The sequence below is a fragment of the Candidatus Pelagibacter sp. Uisw_137 genome, from assembly GCF_047720245.1.
In the GTDB taxonomy this organism is placed as follows: Bacteria; Pseudomonadota; Alphaproteobacteria; order Pelagibacterales; family Pelagibacteraceae; genus Pelagibacter.
This window is the reverse complement of record NZ_CP159811.1, coordinates 109,649-126,139: the sequence shown is the minus strand read 5'-3', so window position 1 is coordinate 126,139 and position 16,491 is coordinate 109,649. Positions and strand designations below refer to the sequence as shown.

14 protein-coding genes and 1 riboswitch are annotated in these 16,491 nt (G+C 29.3%); of the genes, 3 read left to right on the top strand and 11 right to left on the bottom strand.

All coding sequences use genetic code 11. The features are described 5' to 3' along the window. Position 1 precedes the first annotated feature (1 nt). Genes prfA through ABXT61_RS00635 form a run of 3 tightly spaced genes read right to left on the bottom strand, consistent with a single transcriptional unit; the run spans position 2 to position 3,396 of the window. A complete protein-coding gene (gene prfA, locus ABXT61_RS00645; RefSeq protein ID WP_415315403.1) occupies positions 2 to 1,075 on the bottom strand; it encodes a peptide chain release factor 1 in 1,074 nt (357 codons plus the stop codon). Positions 1,076 to 1,080: 5 nt separating this feature from the next. Beyond that, positions 1,081 to 2,181, bottom strand: coding sequence for a flavodoxin-dependent (E)-4-hydroxy-3-methylbut-2-enyl-diphosphate synthase (ispG, locus tag ABXT61_RS00640; protein WP_415315402.1), 1,101 nt, complete (start codon positions 2,179 to 2,181; stop codon positions 1,081 to 1,083). A 3-nt stretch (positions 2,182 to 2,184) separates the two neighbouring features. Further along, complete coding sequence (locus tag ABXT61_RS00635; RefSeq protein ID WP_415315401.1) at positions 2,185 to 3,396, bottom strand: aspartate kinase; 1,212 nt, start codon at positions 3,394 to 3,396, stop codon at positions 2,185 to 2,187. A gap of 65 nt (positions 3,397 to 3,461) precedes the next feature. Here ABXT61_RS00635 and ubiG point away from each other — a divergent pair, with 65 nt between their 5' ends. After that, a complete protein-coding gene (ubiG, locus tag ABXT61_RS00630) occupies positions 3,462 to 4,184 on the top strand; it encodes a bifunctional 2-polyprenyl-6-hydroxyphenol methylase/3-demethylubiquinol 3-O-methyltransferase UbiG (protein ID WP_415315400.1) in 723 nt (240 codons plus the stop codon). Here the strand turns inward: ubiG and ABXT61_RS00625 are convergent. Together ABXT61_RS00625 and argJ are read right to left on the bottom strand one after the other, a co-directional pair. Continuing rightward, positions 4,181 to 4,612 (bottom strand): DUF1178 family protein, encoded by a 432-nt coding sequence (locus tag ABXT61_RS00625; RefSeq protein ID WP_415315399.1) that lies wholly within the window; start codon positions 4,610 to 4,612, stop codon positions 4,181 to 4,183. The two genes, ubiG and ABXT61_RS00625, sit on opposite strands and share 4 nt — an antisense overlap. A 41-nt stretch (positions 4,613 to 4,653) precedes the next feature. Beyond that, the gene (gene argJ, locus ABXT61_RS00620) at positions 4,654 to 5,955 is read right to left on the bottom strand and encodes a bifunctional glutamate N-acetyltransferase/amino-acid acetyltransferase ArgJ (RefSeq protein WP_415315398.1); all 1,302 of its coding nucleotides are present in this window, start codon (positions 5,953 to 5,955) and stop codon (positions 4,654 to 4,656) included. Positions 5,956 to 6,020: 65 nt separating this feature from the next. Here argJ and secA point away from each other — a divergent pair, with 65 nt between their 5' ends. Then, the gene (gene secA, locus ABXT61_RS00615) at positions 6,021 to 8,585 is read left to right on the top strand and encodes a preprotein translocase subunit SecA (protein WP_415315397.1); all 2,565 of its coding nucleotides are present in this window, start codon (positions 6,021 to 6,023) and stop codon (positions 8,583 to 8,585) included. Here the strand turns inward: secA and ABXT61_RS00610 are convergent. Further along, positions 8,580 to 9,686, bottom strand: a complete 1,107-nt coding sequence (locus ABXT61_RS00610) for an acetyl-CoA carboxylase carboxyltransferase subunit alpha (RefSeq protein ID WP_415315396.1) — start codon at positions 9,684 to 9,686, stop codon at positions 8,580 to 8,582. The two genes, secA and ABXT61_RS00610, sit on opposite strands and share 6 nt — an antisense overlap. A 90-nt stretch (positions 9,687 to 9,776) precedes the next feature. Beyond that, a riboswitch (glycine riboswitch) is annotated at positions 9,777 to 9,864 on the top strand. 70 nt (positions 9,865 to 9,934) lie between these two features. Here ABXT61_RS00610 and ABXT61_RS00605 point away from each other — a divergent pair. Beyond that, positions 9,935 to 12,097: a malate synthase G gene (locus ABXT61_RS00605; protein WP_415315395.1), complete on the top strand. Its 2,163-nt coding sequence runs from the start codon at positions 9,935 to 9,937 to the stop codon at positions 12,095 to 12,097. On the opposite strand, the gene recR is transcribed toward ABXT61_RS00605, so the two are convergent. From recR to kdsB, 5 genes are all read right to left on the bottom strand, one after another. Beyond that, complete coding sequence (recR, locus tag ABXT61_RS00600; RefSeq protein ID WP_415315394.1) at positions 12,094 to 12,705, bottom strand: recombination mediator RecR; 612 nt, start codon at positions 12,703 to 12,705, stop codon at positions 12,094 to 12,096. The two genes, ABXT61_RS00605 and recR, sit on opposite strands and share 4 nt — an antisense overlap. Positions 12,706 to 12,709: 4 nt before the next feature. Continuing rightward, the gene (locus tag ABXT61_RS00595) at positions 12,710 to 13,027 is read right to left on the bottom strand and encodes a YbaB/EbfC family nucleoid-associated protein (RefSeq protein WP_415315393.1); all 318 of its coding nucleotides are present in this window, start codon (positions 13,025 to 13,027) and stop codon (positions 12,710 to 12,712) included. Positions 13,028 to 13,030: 3 nt separating this feature from the next. Next, a complete protein-coding gene (gene dnaX, locus ABXT61_RS00590) occupies positions 13,031 to 14,704 on the bottom strand; it encodes a DNA polymerase III subunit gamma/tau (protein ID WP_415315392.1) in 1,674 nt (557 codons plus the stop codon). 144 nt (positions 14,705 to 14,848) lie between these two features. Beyond that, on the bottom strand, positions 14,849 to 15,679 hold the full coding sequence (locus ABXT61_RS00585; RefSeq protein WP_415315391.1) for a prephenate dehydratase: 831 nt from the start codon (positions 15,677 to 15,679) through the stop codon (positions 14,849 to 14,851). Further along, positions 15,676 to 16,422, bottom strand: a complete 747-nt coding sequence (gene kdsB, locus ABXT61_RS00580; protein ID WP_415315390.1) for a 3-deoxy-manno-octulosonate cytidylyltransferase — start codon at positions 16,420 to 16,422, stop codon at positions 15,676 to 15,678. Before kdsB ends, ABXT61_RS00585 begins: the two co-directional genes overlap by 4 nt. Positions 16,423 to 16,491: the final 69 nt, after the last annotated feature.

The window sequence follows — 16,491 nt, the reverse complement described above, 5'->3', positions numbered from 1 at the left end:
TTTAATTAAGATTGCTCAATTTTTCTTCTTGTGCTTGCAGCGTTAAGCTTTCTACCATTTCATCAAAGGCTTCACCTTCTAAAAAAGCTTCAAGCTTGTGTAGGGTTAGATTAATACGATGGTCTGTTACTCTTCCTTGTGGAAAATTGTATGTTCTAATTCTTTCAGAACGGTCTCCTGTTCCTATTTTACTTTTTCTATCTTCTGATCTTTCACCTTCTATTCTTGATCTTTCTAATTCATAAAGTCTTGATCTTAAAATTAACATCCCTTTTGCTTTATTTTTGTGTTGTGATTTTTGATCTTGCTGAGATACAGATAATCCTGTTGGAATATGGGTAATTCTCACAGCACTATCTGTTGTATTAACAGATTGTCCACCTGGGCCACCAGCTCTAAACACATCAATTCTTAAATCTGAGTCATTTATCTTTATATCAACCTCTTCTGCTTCCGGCAGTACAGCTACTGTTGCAGCAGAAGTGTGAACTCTTCCCTGGGTTTCTGTATCAGGAACTCTTTGAACACGATGAACTCCACTTTCATACTTCAATGTTGAATAAATATTTTTTCCTCTAATTGATGCGATAACTTCTTTCAGCCCTCCTGCCTCACTCTGGGACATGCTTATTAATTCTAATTCCCATTTTTTTTGATGACTAACTTTTTCATACATCTTAAAAAGATCTGCAGCAAATAAACTGGCCTCTAATCCTCCCGTACCTGCTCTAATTTCTATAATTGCATTTTTTTTATCTGCTTCATCTTTTGGTAATAAAAATAGTTTTAATCTTTTTTCTATGAATTCGTTTTCTAATTTTAAATCTTTTAATTCTACCTCAGCCATTTCTTTAAATTCATTATCACTACTAGAATCACTTAATATTTTCTCTAGATCTTTTTTTTCTCTCTCATAAGAAAAATATTTTCTAGCATCATCAATTACATCATTTAAATCTGAGTATTCTTTCGATTTTTCAGCAAAAAGTTTTTTATCCACTTCACCTGATGATAATTCTTTCTCCAAAATAGAGTGCTTAGACATTAAATCTTCAATAGTTTTTAGAGGTATCATTGTATTTATAATTTTTTATCAAGTTCAGCAGCTTTTTTCTCAACTTCACTTACAACTCTTGATATTATATCTTCTGATAAAACTTTTTCACTTTGAATGCCAGATAAATAAAGCATATTATTACCTTTCCCACCTCCAGTTATTCCTATATCCGTCATTGCTGCTTCTCCAGGTCCATTAACCACACAGCCAATAATTGATAATGTTAAAGGAGTTTTGATGTGAGCAAGTTTATCTTCTAATTTTTTTACTGTATCAATTACTTGGAATGCTTGTCTTGCACATGATGGACAAGATATAATTTTTACACCTCTATTTCTTAAGTTAAGTGACTTTAATATTTCATTACCAATTTTAATTTCTTTAACAGGATCGTCAGACAAAGAAATTCTTATAGTATCACCTATTCCATCCATTAAAAGTGACCCAAGACCTATTGATGACTTAACGCTACCTGATACAAAACTTCCAGCTTCTGTGATCCCTAGGTGTAGTGGATAATCTGTAACTTTTGATAGTTGACGATAAGCTGCAATAGATAAAAATATATCTGAAGATTTTACACTTATCTTAAAATTAAAAAAATCTTGATCTTCTAAAATCTTAATATTTCTTTGTGCACTTTCAACTAAAGCTTCTGGGCATGGTTCCTTATATTTTTCTAAAATATCTTTTTCAAGAGAGCCGGCGTTAACACCTATTCTAATAGAGCAATCATTATTTTTAGCAGCACTAAGCACATCATGTATTTTTAATTTATCTCCTATGTTGCCTGGATTAATTCTTAAACATTTTGCTCCATTTTCAGCTGCTTCTATTGCTCTTTTATAATGAAAATGAATATCGGCAATTATTGGAACAGATACATGTTTTGTAATCTCCTTAAGAGCAAATGAGGACTCTTCATCTGGGCACGAAACTCTAACTAAGTCAGCACCCTCTTCATGAATATCGTTAATTTGTTTTATTGTGGCCTGTATATCAGTTGTTAAGGTGTTAGTCATAGATTGAACAGAAATAGGATTATCCCCACCTATTTTTACATCACCAACATTTATAACTTTTGTTTTTTTTCTATGAATATCTCTAAATGGTCTTAAGCTCATAAATTAATCTAACTTAAATTCTTTGTGAAGCACTGCTACTGCTTTTTTTATGTGTTTATTTGAAATTAAAACTGAAATTTTAATTTCAGAAGTTGAAATAACCATTATATTAATCTTTTTTGAAGCCAATGCTTGGAACATTCTATAGGTAATTCCTGGTGTTGTAATCATACCAACACCAATAATCGATACTTTTGAAACATTATTATCGTATGTAAATTTTCTAAATGAAATTTTTTTATTTTGTTTAATTATTTTTTCTGTTTTTTTTAAATCTTCAGATTTAATTGTAAAAGTTAAGTCTGTTTCTTTTCCATTTAAAGAAATATTTTGAACTACCATATCAACATTAATTTGATTAAGTGATAATGGTTTAAAAACAGCAGCTGCTACTCCCGGTCTATCCTTAACACCCACAATCGTAACTTTAGAATCATTTTTTGTAGAAGTAATTCCAGTTATTATTTGATTACTAAAGGTTTTTTTTGCACCAGTTATTAATGTGCCCTTCTTTTTTTGAAATGAAGATTTAATTGAAAAATTAATATTATTTAATTTTGCATCTTGTACAGATGTAGGTTGCATAACCTTTGCACCTAATGATGCCATCTCTAACATTTCATCGTAGGAAATTTTATGAATTTTTTTAGCTTTTGAATGATTTCTTGGATCTGTAGTATAAACTCCATCTACATCAGTGAAGACATCACACGCATCAGTATTAAAAAATTTTGCCAACATTATTGCTGATGCATCAGTTCCTCCTCTTCCCAGTGTTGTAATCCTATTTTCTAAGTTAATGCCTTGAAAACCAGTTATAATAGGTATTCCACCTGATTTCATGAAACTAAGTATTTTTCCTTTATTGATTTTGCTAATTCTTGAAGAACTATAAGGTCCTTCTGTAATAATTGGTAGCTGCCATGACATCCATGATCTAGCTTTAAAACCAAGATGTTTTAATCTACCAGCAATTAATGCACAAGTTGCTTGTTCTCCTGTTGCTAATAAAACATCATATTCTGCTGCATCAAAGCTATTACTTAATTCTTTTGTTTTTTTTATTAATTCATTAGTTGTGCCACTCATCGCAGAAGAAACCACAATAACACCCATTTTCTTCTTTTTATAAGAAGAAATAATTTTTGCTACATTCTTTATTCTATCTATGCTTCCAACAGAAGTTCCACCGAACTTTAATACAACAGTTTTCATTGATAATTTTGTAATTTATATTTGATAAAATACATCTTAATTGTTATGTCCACAAGCTATCTATTATGAATTCAATAAATAAAAAAGAAATTGAGAAATTTTCCAAAATTGCTGAAGAATGGTGGGATCCTAATGGTAAATTCAAACCATTGCATAATTTTAATCCAATAAGAATTAGATATATAAAAGAAAATATTATCAAAGATTTTAAGATTAAATCATCTGATAAACCTTTAAAAAATATTAAATTACTTGATATTGGTTGTGGTGGAGGATTATTATCTGAACCAATGTGCAGACTAGGAGCAAGTGTTGTTGGCATTGATGCATCAAAGAAAAATATTGAAGTTGCAAAATTTCATGCAAAAAAAAATAAACTTAAGATTGATTATAAAGTTGCATCTCCAGAGATGCTAAAAAATAAGACAAGATTTGATGTAATTTTAAATATGGAAATAGTTGAACATGTTAATGATATAGATTTTTTCATTAAGGAAAGTTCAAAATTATTAAAAAAAAATGGAATAATGTTTATTGCAACACTTAACAAAACATTAAAATCTTATGTTTTCGCTATAGTAGGTGCTGAATATATTTTAAAATGGCTTCCAATTGGAACGCATGATTGGGAAAAATTTGTTAAACCTAGTGAGCTAATAAATATAACTAAAAAAAATAATCTATCTCTTAAAAAGTTAGATGGAATGAATTTTAATATATTAGATAATAGCTGGAAAGTAACAAATGATACTTCTGTTAATTATATTACAAAATTTATAAAAAATTAATTTGTAGTGTTTTTTATCCAAGGCAGTATTTCTGCTTTTATACCCTCTTCCTTTAACTCGTTAAGATCTTCTTTTGTTGCAGTACCATAAATACCTTTGGCTTTTTTTTTATCTTTATAATGTAGAGACCTTGCCTCATAAGCAAAATTTTCTCCAACATATTCAAAATTTTTTTTTATAAATTCTTGATATTTGTAAATTGTTTTTTTTATTTCTTTATATTTTTCACTGGATGAGTCAATGTCTCTCAAATTATTTTTTGAAGTGCTCACGTTAGGAGACATCAAGCCTTTTCCAACATTTAAGGAATTGCAAAAATGACAATTTAAGAATTTTCTCTTTTTAAGTTTTTCATATTCTATAGACGATGAAAACCAACTATCAAAAGTAGTTTCACAATCTTTGCATATGAGCTCGTATTTGATCATGAGTTATAGTTAATAATTAATAAAGTTAATTCAATATCAAATTAGCTTCTATAATCAGCGTTAATCTCAATATATTTTTTTGTTAAATCCATTGTGTAGACAGTAAAACTTTTTAAACCCATATTTAAATTTACCAAAATATCTATTGATTGTCTCTTCATATAGTTAGCCACTTCATTTTCTTTGTAATTTTTAAAAATTTGTCCTTTTTCTATAATTTTTATACCACCAATGCTTATTGTTAATTTTTTTAAATCTATTTTCACTCCAGATTTGCCTATGGCCATTATTATTCTACCCCAATTTGGATCTTCTCCTGCGATGGCTGTTTTAACAAGATTTGAATTCGCAATAGAAAAAGCTATTACTCTTGCTTCTTTCTCACTTTTTGATTTAGCTATATTGATTGTAATAAATTTAGTAGCTCCCTCACCATCCTTAACTACTCTTTTTGACAAATTTAATAGCACTGAGTGCAGGGCTTTATCAAAACTAAATATTTTTTTATCATTGATATTATTTATGATTTGGTTTTTTACTTTTCCTGTAGAAAAAATAGAAACCATATCATTTGTACTAGTGTCGCCATCACAACTAATTGCATTAAAGGTTGTATTAATATTTTTCTTTAATAGTTTGTTTAAAACGTCGTTTGAAAGATCTGCATCAGTGAAAACATAACCTAATGTGGTCGCCATGTTTGGAAAAATCATTCCTGATCCTTTGGCAATTCCATAAATCTTAACATTTTTATCTCCTATTTTACATTCCTCCATAGCAATTTTTGGCTGTAGGTCAGTTGTCATTATGCCTAATGCAGCTTTCATCCAGGTAAATTTATTTTGTGTATATTTAATTTTTTTGATTAGCTCTGGAATGTTCTTTTTAATTTTTTCAGTTGGATATTTTTCTCCAATTGTCCCTGTGCATCCAAAAAGGACTTGATTTGATGATATTTTTTTTGGAGAGTCCTCGTCTTCAGTTTGTTTTTTTGTTAATTGTAATGCTGCTTCTTCTGCTATTTCTTTTAAACCTTTGTACCCATCTAATCCTGTAAATACATTGGCATTTCTAGTGTTAATAATTAGAGCACTTATTTTTTTACTTTTTATATTTAAATTCCATTTAATATTCTCTGAAATTATTTTTGATTGCGTGTAAACAGAGGCATAGTTTGCCCCGTCTCTAAAATAAAACATAACCAAATCATCCCTAGGTTTGCTGTATAAATTTGCACAAACTGTGGATATTGAAACTCCGTCTAGATGTTCTAAATCTTGAAAGTCGCTATTTTTTGACTTTAAATTTAGTGAGTTTATAAAGTTTTTAACGTTTATTGGCATGTGTTTAAAATATTTATTTAATACTTATATTAAAAGTTATAATTAATTATATACCAGAAAATTAAATGCTTAATCCCTTAAATTTTATCACAAAGTTTATTAAATCTAGCAATCAAAAAGAGCTCGATAGAATTAACAAAATAGTTGTAAAAGTTAACTCTTTGGAAGCTTCTGTTAAAAACCTTAGTGACGAAGACTTCCCTAAAAAAACTATAGAATTGAAAGATAGACTTAATAAAGGTGAAAATTTAGACACTCTATTGCCTGAAGCTTTTGCGCTTGTAAGAGAGGCTTCTAAGAGAACAAGAAATGAGAGGCATCATGATGTTCAAATACTTGGAGGTGTTGTGCTTCACGAGGGCAAAATTGCAGAAATGAGAACTGGTGAAGGTAAAACTTTAACAATAAGTCTTGCTGCCTACTTAAATGCCCTTTCAGAAAAAGGGGTGCATATAGTTACTGTAAATGACTATCTTGCAAAAAGAGATTCTCAGGAAATGGGAGAGATATATAAATTTTTAGGATTAACTTTTGGTTTTATTAATAATGACCAGGATGATCTTGAAAGAAAAAGAAATTATAATTTTGACATTACATATGCAACTAATAGTGAATTAGGATTTGATTATCTTAGAGATAATATGAAATTTTCAAAGGAACAAATGGTTCAAAGGGGACATGTTTATACTATTGTTGATGAAATAGATTCTTGTTTAATTGATGAAGCTAGAACTCCACTTGTAATATCAGGAACTGCTGAAGACAAAACAGAACAATACCTTGCGATTGACAAACTTATAAAAAGACTACTACCAGAACATTACGAGATTGATGAAAAAGATAAAAATATATTACTTACTAATGAAGGAATAAATCAGGTAGAAAAAATATTTTCTGATGCAGGAATCCTAAAAAATAATAACTTTTATGACCCTGAAAACTTAAGTTTAGTTCATCATGTAAATCAATCTTTAAGAGCTCATCATCTATTTGAAAAAGGAAGGGACTATATTGTTAAAGATGAAACATTAAAAATTATTGACGAACTTACTGGTAGAATATTAGAGGGAAGAAGATTTGGAGATGGCCTACACCAAGCGCTTGAAGCCAAAGAAAGAATAGATGTTCAAGCTGAAAATCAAACTCTAGCATCAATAACTTATCAAAATTACTTCAAACTCTATAATAAAATTTCAGGATGTACCGGGACTGCAGCAACTGAGTCTCAGGAATTTTATGAAATATATAACTTAATTGTAGTAATCATTCCTACAAATAAAGAAATGATTAGAAAAGATTGGAATGACCAAATTTTTAGAACTGAAGAAGAAAAAAATAAAGCTATTATTGAAAAAGTTCTTGAGTGTCACAAACAAAGTCAGCCAATATTAGTTTTTACTTCTAGCATCAATAAATCAGAAATTTATTCAAAATTACTGAATGATGAAAAAATTAAACATGTGGTTTTAAATGCAAAAAATCATGAAAATGAGGCTGAAATCATTGCAAATGCTGGAAAAATGAATTCAGTTATAATTACAACAAGTATCTCGGGTAGAGGTGTTGATATTCAGTTAGGTGGGAAAAAAGGAAGTCAGCCTGATGATGAACTTTTAGAAAATAAAAATAAAATAAAATCACTTGGTGGACTATTTGTTATTGGGACAGAAAGAATGGAATCTAGAAGAGTTGATAACCAAGCAAGAGGAAGAGCTGGCCGACAGGGTGATGAAGGAAGTTCAATTTTTTATGTTAGTTTAGAAGATGACTTAATGAGAATTTTTGGTTCAGAATCTATGAATAATATTCTTCAAAAATTAGGCTTAAAAGATGGAGAAAGTATTGATCACCCCTGGATTAATAAAGCACTTGAGAGGGCACAACAAAAAGTTGAGGCTAGAAATTTTGATATAAGAAAAAATTTATTAAAATTTGATGACGTTTTGAATGACCAAAGACATGTAATATTCTCTCAAAGAAATGGCGTGATGAATAGTGAAAAAGTTTTTGATTATTCAGATGAATTCTTATCTGAAATTATTAGTCATTTAATCACCTTAAAAATACAGAAACTATCAACAACTAAAAATAATGAATTTAACAATCAGTTAAAAACTTTACTAGGAAAAGGTGTTGATGATAATGAATTTAAAAAAGTTACTGAATTAAAAGATGAAGAATTCAAAAATAAAATTAATTCTAAATTTTTAGAAGCAAGAAATGAAAGAATTAAAATGTTGGATGAAGAAAAAGCAAAAGAGGTTGAAAAAAGAATTTTTCTTCAGTGTATAGACTTAAACTGGAAGTCACATATTCAATATCTTGAACAACTAAGACAAGTTATTGGCCTAAGATCTTATGGTCAAAGAGACCCATTAGTTGAGTATAAAAAAGAAGCCTTTTTTCTTTTCGAAAACTTATTGAATAAATTGAAAATGGATTTTGTTACAATTTTAATCAATTTAAAAATAGTTCAAGAACCTAGTGAAAGTATTTCAAGACCATTAAAAAAAGAAACATCTAACGATCCAAAATGTTTACTAATACAAAGAAAAAATGAAAAGATTTCAAGAAATGAGAAATGTGAAGCTACAGGTAAAAAGTTTAAAAACTGTTGTGGGGCTTTATAAAGAAAATATTAAATAGCCCAATAAAACTATTACTCCAAATAAAACCGCTAAATTTAACTTGGATTTAAAGAAGTTTTTAACAAATAAATTAACCTTACTTTCTTTCATGCTGAGTGTACTTAAATCATCTAATTGATTTACGAATCCTTTAGATCTTCCAATGGTTAAAAATTTATTTTTTCTATGATTAAAAATTTCTTCTCCACTCATGTTAAAAAATTCATTCAAATTTTTTTTAATCGATTTTCTTACGTTATCTAATATTAGGTCTCTATCTCTGTGGGCACCGCCAATTGGCTCTGGAATAATTTCATCAATTACTTTTAGTTCTAAGAGGTCTTTTGAGGATAATTTCATGGCTTTTGCTGCCTCTAAGGTTCTTTTAGGGTCTCTCCATAAAATAGTAGCACAGCCCTCTGGAGATATTACTGAGTAAATTGCATTTTCTAACATGATTACCTTGTTGGATGAAGCAAGTGCTATTGCACCTCCTGATCCACCTTCTCCAATAACAATTGCAAGAGTTGGGACGTTTAACGACATGCAGCACTCAATTGATTTTGCAATTGCCTCTGCTTGACCTCTCTCTTCTGCACCTACACCAGGGTAAGCTCCAGGTGTGTCTATAAAAGAAATTATAGGAATGTTAAATTTATTTGCTAATTTCATTAATCTAATTGTTTTTCTGTAACCCTCAGGCCTCATCATTCCAAAATTTCTTTCAATTCTACTTTCAAGGCTATCCCCTTTTTCTTGACCAATAACTAAGACAGATTTTTCATTAAATTTTGCAAATCCTACTAATACGGATTTGTCTTCCCCATAAAATCTGTCACCTGACAATGGGATAAAATCTTCAAATAAATTATCGATAAAAAATTTTGCTTTAGGTCTGTCTTCATGTCTTGCAACTAGAGTAGTTTGCCAAGGGTCTAAATTAGAGTAAATCTCTTGTAATTTATTATCTATCTCTTTTTGAGACTCAGAAATTTTTTTTGTATCTACTTCCGAAAGACCATCTTGATTATAAGGGTCTTTAAGCTTGTCTATTTCTATTTCTAAATTTTTAATATCTGTTTCAAAATTTAAATAATTTTTCATATGATTTTTAATTATTAATTAATTAAGAAAAAAGGCAATAAAATGTTTTAAATAATTTATATTTGACATAATTCTATTAAGAGGTACTCTTAATTAATATCGGGAGAGACTATTCAGTAATAGCGCCGAAGGAGCAACCACCCCGGAAACTCTCAGGCAAATGGACCGATAATAAACATAACACTCTGGAAAGAGATTTATCTCGCCGATGGAGCAAAACTCTCAGGCAAAAATACAGATGGGGTAAAATGGGTGCTATGAAAGAACAATATACAAAAATATACAATCTATCAGTTTCTATTAAATTACTTAACTTCATTAATGAAGAATTGCTTAAAGATACAAATATTTCTTCAAAAAAATTCTGGGAAGGCTTTAACAAAGTAGTTCATGAGCTAGCCCCAAAAAATAAAGAACTATTAAAAATTAGAGAAGATTTACAAAAAAAAATAGACGATTGGCACATTGCTAATAAAGGCAATGAAATAAACTTAGAAGAATATAAAAAATTTTTAAAGGAAATTGATTATCTAAAAGAAGTAGGTCCAGATTTTAAAATTCAAACAAATAACGTTGATGAAGAAATAACTAGTATTGCTGGACCACAATTAGTAGTTCCAATCATGAATGAAAGATATGCGCTGAATGCTGCTAATGCTAGATGGATGAGTTTATATGATAGTTTGTATGGCACAGATATAATAGAGCAATCTGAAGATAGTACTTCTCAGAGATATGATCCTTTGAGAGGTGAAATGGTCATAAAATACGGAAGAGATTTTTTAGAAAAATATTTTCCTCTAGAAAATTTAGGATGGCATAATATTACAGGGTTTAAAATTGATAATGGTTCTTTAATTGTATTAAAGGAAGACACTAAAACATCATTAAAAAATAAAGATAAATTTATTGGTCATAGAGGAGAGGCCAATGATCCTTCAGCAATTATTTTAAAAAATAATAATCTTCATATAGAAATAATTATAGATCCAAATGCTTTTAGCGCTCAACAAGATCCTGCTAAAATTAGCGATATTATTGTTGAAGCTGCAGTTTCAACTATTTGTGATAATGAAGATAGTGTTGCTGCAGTTGATGCTGATGACAAAGTTATTTGTTATCGTAATTGGCTTGGACTTATGAAAGGTGATTTGAAATCAACTTTTGAAAAAAATGGAAAGACTTATGAGCGTAAATTAAATCCTGACAGAAGTTATATTTCTAAAGATGGAAAAGGATTAAAACTACATGGGAGAAGTTTGTTATTAGTAAGGAATGTTGGACACCTTATGACTAACCCGGCAATCACTTTAAAAGATGGTTCTGAAATACCAGAAGGTATTATGGATGCTTTTATAACTTCAGCAGCGTGTCTTCATGATATTAAAAAAAAGGGTAATTCTAGAAGTGGATCTATTTATATTGTTAAACCAAAAATGCATGGTCCTGATGAAACTTCATTTACAGATTTAATTTTTACTAAAGTTGAAGAAGTTTTAGGATTGGAAAAATATACATGCAAAGTTGGAATTATGGATGAAGAAAGAAGAACCTCTTCTAACTTAAAAGAATGTATTAGAACGCTTCAAAATAGAGTATTTTTTATTAATACTGGTTTTTTAGATCGTACTGGTGATGAAATGCATACTTCAATGGAAGCAGGTCCTATGATTAAAAAAGGAGATATGAAATCTTCTAAATGGATTGGGGCATATGAAAATAATAACGTCGATATAGGTCTTCAATGTGGTCTTTTTGGTAAGGCCCAAATTGGTAAAGGAATGTGGGCTATGCCTGACAAAATGAAAGAGATGATGGAACAAAAAACTGGCCATCTAAATGCTGGTGCAAATTGTGCTTGGGTTCCCTCACCTACTGCGGCTGCACTTCATGCTCTTCACTATCATGAAATAAATATTTTTGAAAAACAAAAAGAATTACAAAATAGAGTGCCAGCAAAATTAGATGATCTTTTAACTATACCAGTTGCCGACAGACCTAATTGGTCTATTGAAGAAATTAATTCAGAAATTTCTAACTCTGCACAAACACTTTTAGGCTATGTTGTAAGGTGGATTGATCAAGGTGTGGGCTGTTCTAAAGTCCCGGATATTAACAATGTTGGTTTGATGGAAGATAGAGCTACTTTAAGAATTTCTTCTCAACATATAGCTAATTGGATACATCATGGAATTTGTACAAGTAAGCAGGTTTTGGAAATTATGAAAAAAATGGCAAAGATTGTGGATGAACAAAATAAAAGCGACAAATTATATCAAAATATGTCTCCAAATTTTGATAAGTCAGTAGCCTTCAAAGCAGCATGTGATTTAGTATTTCATGGTAGGTCTCAACCTTCTGGCTATACCGAACCACTTCTTCATTTAAATAGATTAATTAAAAAAAATTAATCAGAATTAGTTTTAATTCCAGTTCTGTTTTTAAAAGCTGAATATAAAGTTCCATCATCAAGACTTTCTATTTCACCACCAACAGGTAGTCCTTGAGCAAGTTTTGTAACCTTAGTAGAAGTTTTTTTTAAACTATCCTCTATATAATAAGCTGTAGTTTGACCTTCTACTGTTGCACTTGTTGCTAGTATAACTTCTTCAATATTTTCTCTTGAAACTCTTTCGACTAATGAATTAATTAAAAGATCTTCCTTTCTCTGGCCAGCAGAAGAAATAGTTCCACCAAGAATGTGAAAGTAGCCTTTATAAATATTTGAATTTTCAATTGACCATTGATCAGCAATGTCTTCAACTACACATATTTTATTATATTTTTCCTTTGAATTTTCACAATTGTTACAGCCTAATGAATTAGATTTTAAAGTACCACAAGATTGACATCTAATAACATTTTTATAAACCTGCACCAAAGTGTTTGCCATTGGCTTTACAAGTTCATCTCTATTATTAATAAGTTTTAATACAATTCTTTTTGCAGATTTAGGACCTAAGCCAGGGAGTTTAGAAATTAATTTGATTAACTCTTCTATCTCATTAATATTTTGCATGTTCTTAAAGCGGCCATTTAAAACCAGGAATACCAAATCCGCTTGTAGACTTAGAAATTTCTTCAGATGTCTTGGATTTCAATTCTGATTTTGCATTATTATGGGCAGCCACTATCAAATCTTCGATTATAATCTTATTTTCCTTTAATATTTCGTCTGAAAGATCAATTTTGATCATTTCATTTTCACCATTTAAAGTAACCTTTACAGAATTTGAACCAGACGTTCCTTCTACTTGAATGTTTTTTATTTTTTCTTGGCTCTCTTTCATTTTAGTCTCTAATTCTTTTGCTTTATCTAAAATTTTTGTAAAATCAGTCATTCTTCAATCTTCTTTTCTAGGTTTAACGTCAATAAGTTCTGCGTCAGGGAAACTTTTTAAAATATCTTTATAAATTGAAGAATTTTTTACACTTTCTATCAGTTCTTTTTTTTGGTTAATTTCTTCTTCTTTTTTAGATGGCTGTCCTTTGGTTTTGCTTAGACTTATAATCCATCTTTCATTGGTCCATTCAAAAAGTTTTGTTGAAAGATATTTAATAAAATCTTTATCTAAATCTTCATTAAATGAAATTTCAATTCTTTTGTTTTCAAAACTTACAAGGTTAACATTTTTTTCTAATTCATATTTTAATTTAATCTCTTTTTTAGAAGAGCATGCTTTTAATAGATCATCAAATGAATTTATAAGACTGATATTTGTTTTAACGTTATTATTTTCTTTTTCTTTGATATCTTTTTCTTGAACAATATTTTTCATTTGCCCTATTGTTTCTGCTTTATCTTTTATTCCAAATATATCTTCGTTTGTTTTTTTTGGCGAAAAAGATGTTTGATTTTCACTTTCAGATATTGGCCTACTATCTTTGTTATAATCATCACTATCTTGTTTAATGCTTTTTAAATGAATTAGTCTAATTAAGAACATTTCCATTGATAAATGTTGATTAGACACAATATCAAGCTCCTCAAGTGTTTTAATAGTAAATTGCCAAAACAATATTAAGGTTTCATTGTTAACTTTTTCTGAAAGATCTTTAATTTTATTAAACTCTTCATCATTCAATAAAAAATTATTACTATCTAAATTTAGTGACTCGATATTTTTAAAATAATACAAAAGTTCTAAAAAATCATTAATAAAAATTTTTGGTTCAACACCCTGGTTATATATTTCTCTATAAGTTTTGAGAACTTCAGTTTCTTTACCCTCAAATATCAATTCAAATAAATCAATTAATTGAGACTTATCAAAATAACCAAATATTTTTTGTGCTGTTACAAGGTCTAATTCTTTGTCTTTATCCAAAGTAAGTAGAGCCCTATCAAGTAACGATAGCGCATCCCTAACTGAACCCTCAGAAATTTTAACAATTAATTTAAGAGCATCATCTGATGCATTGCCATTTTCTTTTTCTTTAATTTTCTTGATAAAATCAAACAATTCTAAAGATTTAATTCTAGATAAATCAAATCTTTGACAACGTGAAACCACTGTAATTGGGATTTTTTTTATTTCTGTTGTTGCAAAGATAAATTTTAAATATTCTGGTGGCTCCTCTAAAGTTTTTAATAATGCATTGAATGCTTGTTTGCTAAGCATATGCACTTCATCAATTATAAATATCTTATATTTAGCAGTAGTTGGGCCATATCTAGAAAATTCAATAAGGTCTCTTACATCGTCTACTCCTGTTTTGCTTGCTGCATCCATTTCCAATACATCAATATGATTTGAGTTAGAAATAGCATTACAATTTTCACAAAGCTCTTCTTTACACAAATTATCTATTTCATTTGAACAATTTAAAGATTTTGCAACAATCCTTGCTGTAGTAGTTTTTCCTATTCCTCTAATTCCAGTAAAAAGATAGGCATTAGGCACTTTATTAGCCTTAATAGAATTAAAAATTGTTTCTGTAACAACATCTTGCCCTATAAGGTCACTAAATGTCTGAGGTCTGTACTTTAAAGCTAAAACTTTTGTATTTTTATTCATTTTATATAAAGGAGACTAGAACCTAAATAACTGTCTCTACGACTGCTTCCGTTAAGATCTGGTCGGGTTCAAGCAGCATTCACCTCTAGCCTCCAAAACTATTATAACAGTAATGTTTTCTAATCTACAAGAAAAGTTTCTGGATTATTTTTCTCTAAATTTATCAGCCTCAAAAACACCTAGTACGTGAAAATCTTGACAATGAAGTCCTAATTCTTCCAAAGATTTTTGAACTTTTGGATCATCTATGTGGCCATCTAAATCACATAAGAAAAAGTATGACTCAAATGAATTTTGTTCTGGATAACTTTGAAGCTTTGTAAGATTAACTCCATTAATAGCAAAACCACTTAATGATTGATACAGAGCTGCAGGCTTACTTTTAAGTTTAAATAAAAAAGAAGTTATGTATTTCTTTTCACCAAAATCAGGCTGTAAAACTTCATTGCCCATTACCAAAAACCTTGTGGCATTACCCTTTTCATTCTCAATATTTTTTGAAAGTATTTTTAGATCATAAATTTCCGCACTCAAAGAAGAGGCAATTGCTGCTTCAGTTTTAATTTTAGTTTTTGAAATTGTCTCAGCTGAACCAGCAGTGTCAGCACGAATATGTTCAACTAAATTATTTTTTTTAATAAATTTAGAGCATTGTGATAAGCCTTGTGAGTGAGAATAGACATCTTTTATATCACTTAAATTACTGTCTGGTTGTCCTAATAAATTATGTTCAATTTTATGAAAATGCTCAGCATAGATACTCAGCCTATACTTAAAAATAAGATATTCAATTCCAATATTTCCTGTAATTCGATTTGATTCAGGAATTACCATTCTCGAGTTTTTATCTTGAGATGTTTTTAAAAAACATTCATCAAATGTTTTACATGGAATTACCTCTGCCTTAGGATCTATTTCTAGCGCTGCAAGATGTGAATATGCACCGAATGTACCCTGAAAATAAATTTTGCTCATTTTGATGATTTATATTCCATAATTTTTTTTATAGCCAGATAATCTTCTTTTGTATCTACGCCTATAGGAGAAAAATTTGCCAAAGCAACACTGATTGTCAAATTATTATCTAATGCTCTTAGCTGCTCTAATCTATTTTGCTTTTCACTTGATGTTTGATCCAGACTAACAAATTTTTTCAATATACTTGTTTTGTATGAATAGATTCCAATATGATGATAAATATTTTTATTATTTTTTGAAAAACTATCTCTAGTAAAATTTAATGCTATTGGAAAATTATCTTTTTCAAGTTTTGACTTTGTAATAACCTTAACTACATTTTGATCATTTAACATTTTATCACTTTTAATTTCTGCTGCTAGTGTTCCAATTTCAGAATTGTTATCAATCATGAAGTTATTTAAATTTATAATATCATTTTTGTCGATATTTGGCTCATCTCCTTGTAGGTTTAGTATAAAATCAATGTCCTTGATGTTGAGTTTTTCATAAGCCTCAAAAATTCTATCAGTACCAGTCTTGTGAGTGCTACCAGTTAAAATGGCTCTGCCTCCATTTTTTTTAACATCATCAAGTATTTCTTTATCTTCTGTTGCTACTACGACTTCACCAATTTTTGCTTCCTCTGCCTTTTTAAAAACATGAGAAATTATTGATAAATTATTAATTTTTAAAAGTGGTTTACCCGGCAATCGAGTTGCCGACATTCTCGATGGAATTAATATTAACGTTTTAGCCATTATAAATTTACCCATTTGTGCGTCTAACAGACGCAAAATTAAAAATTAAAAATTAAGTATTTTTTTAAT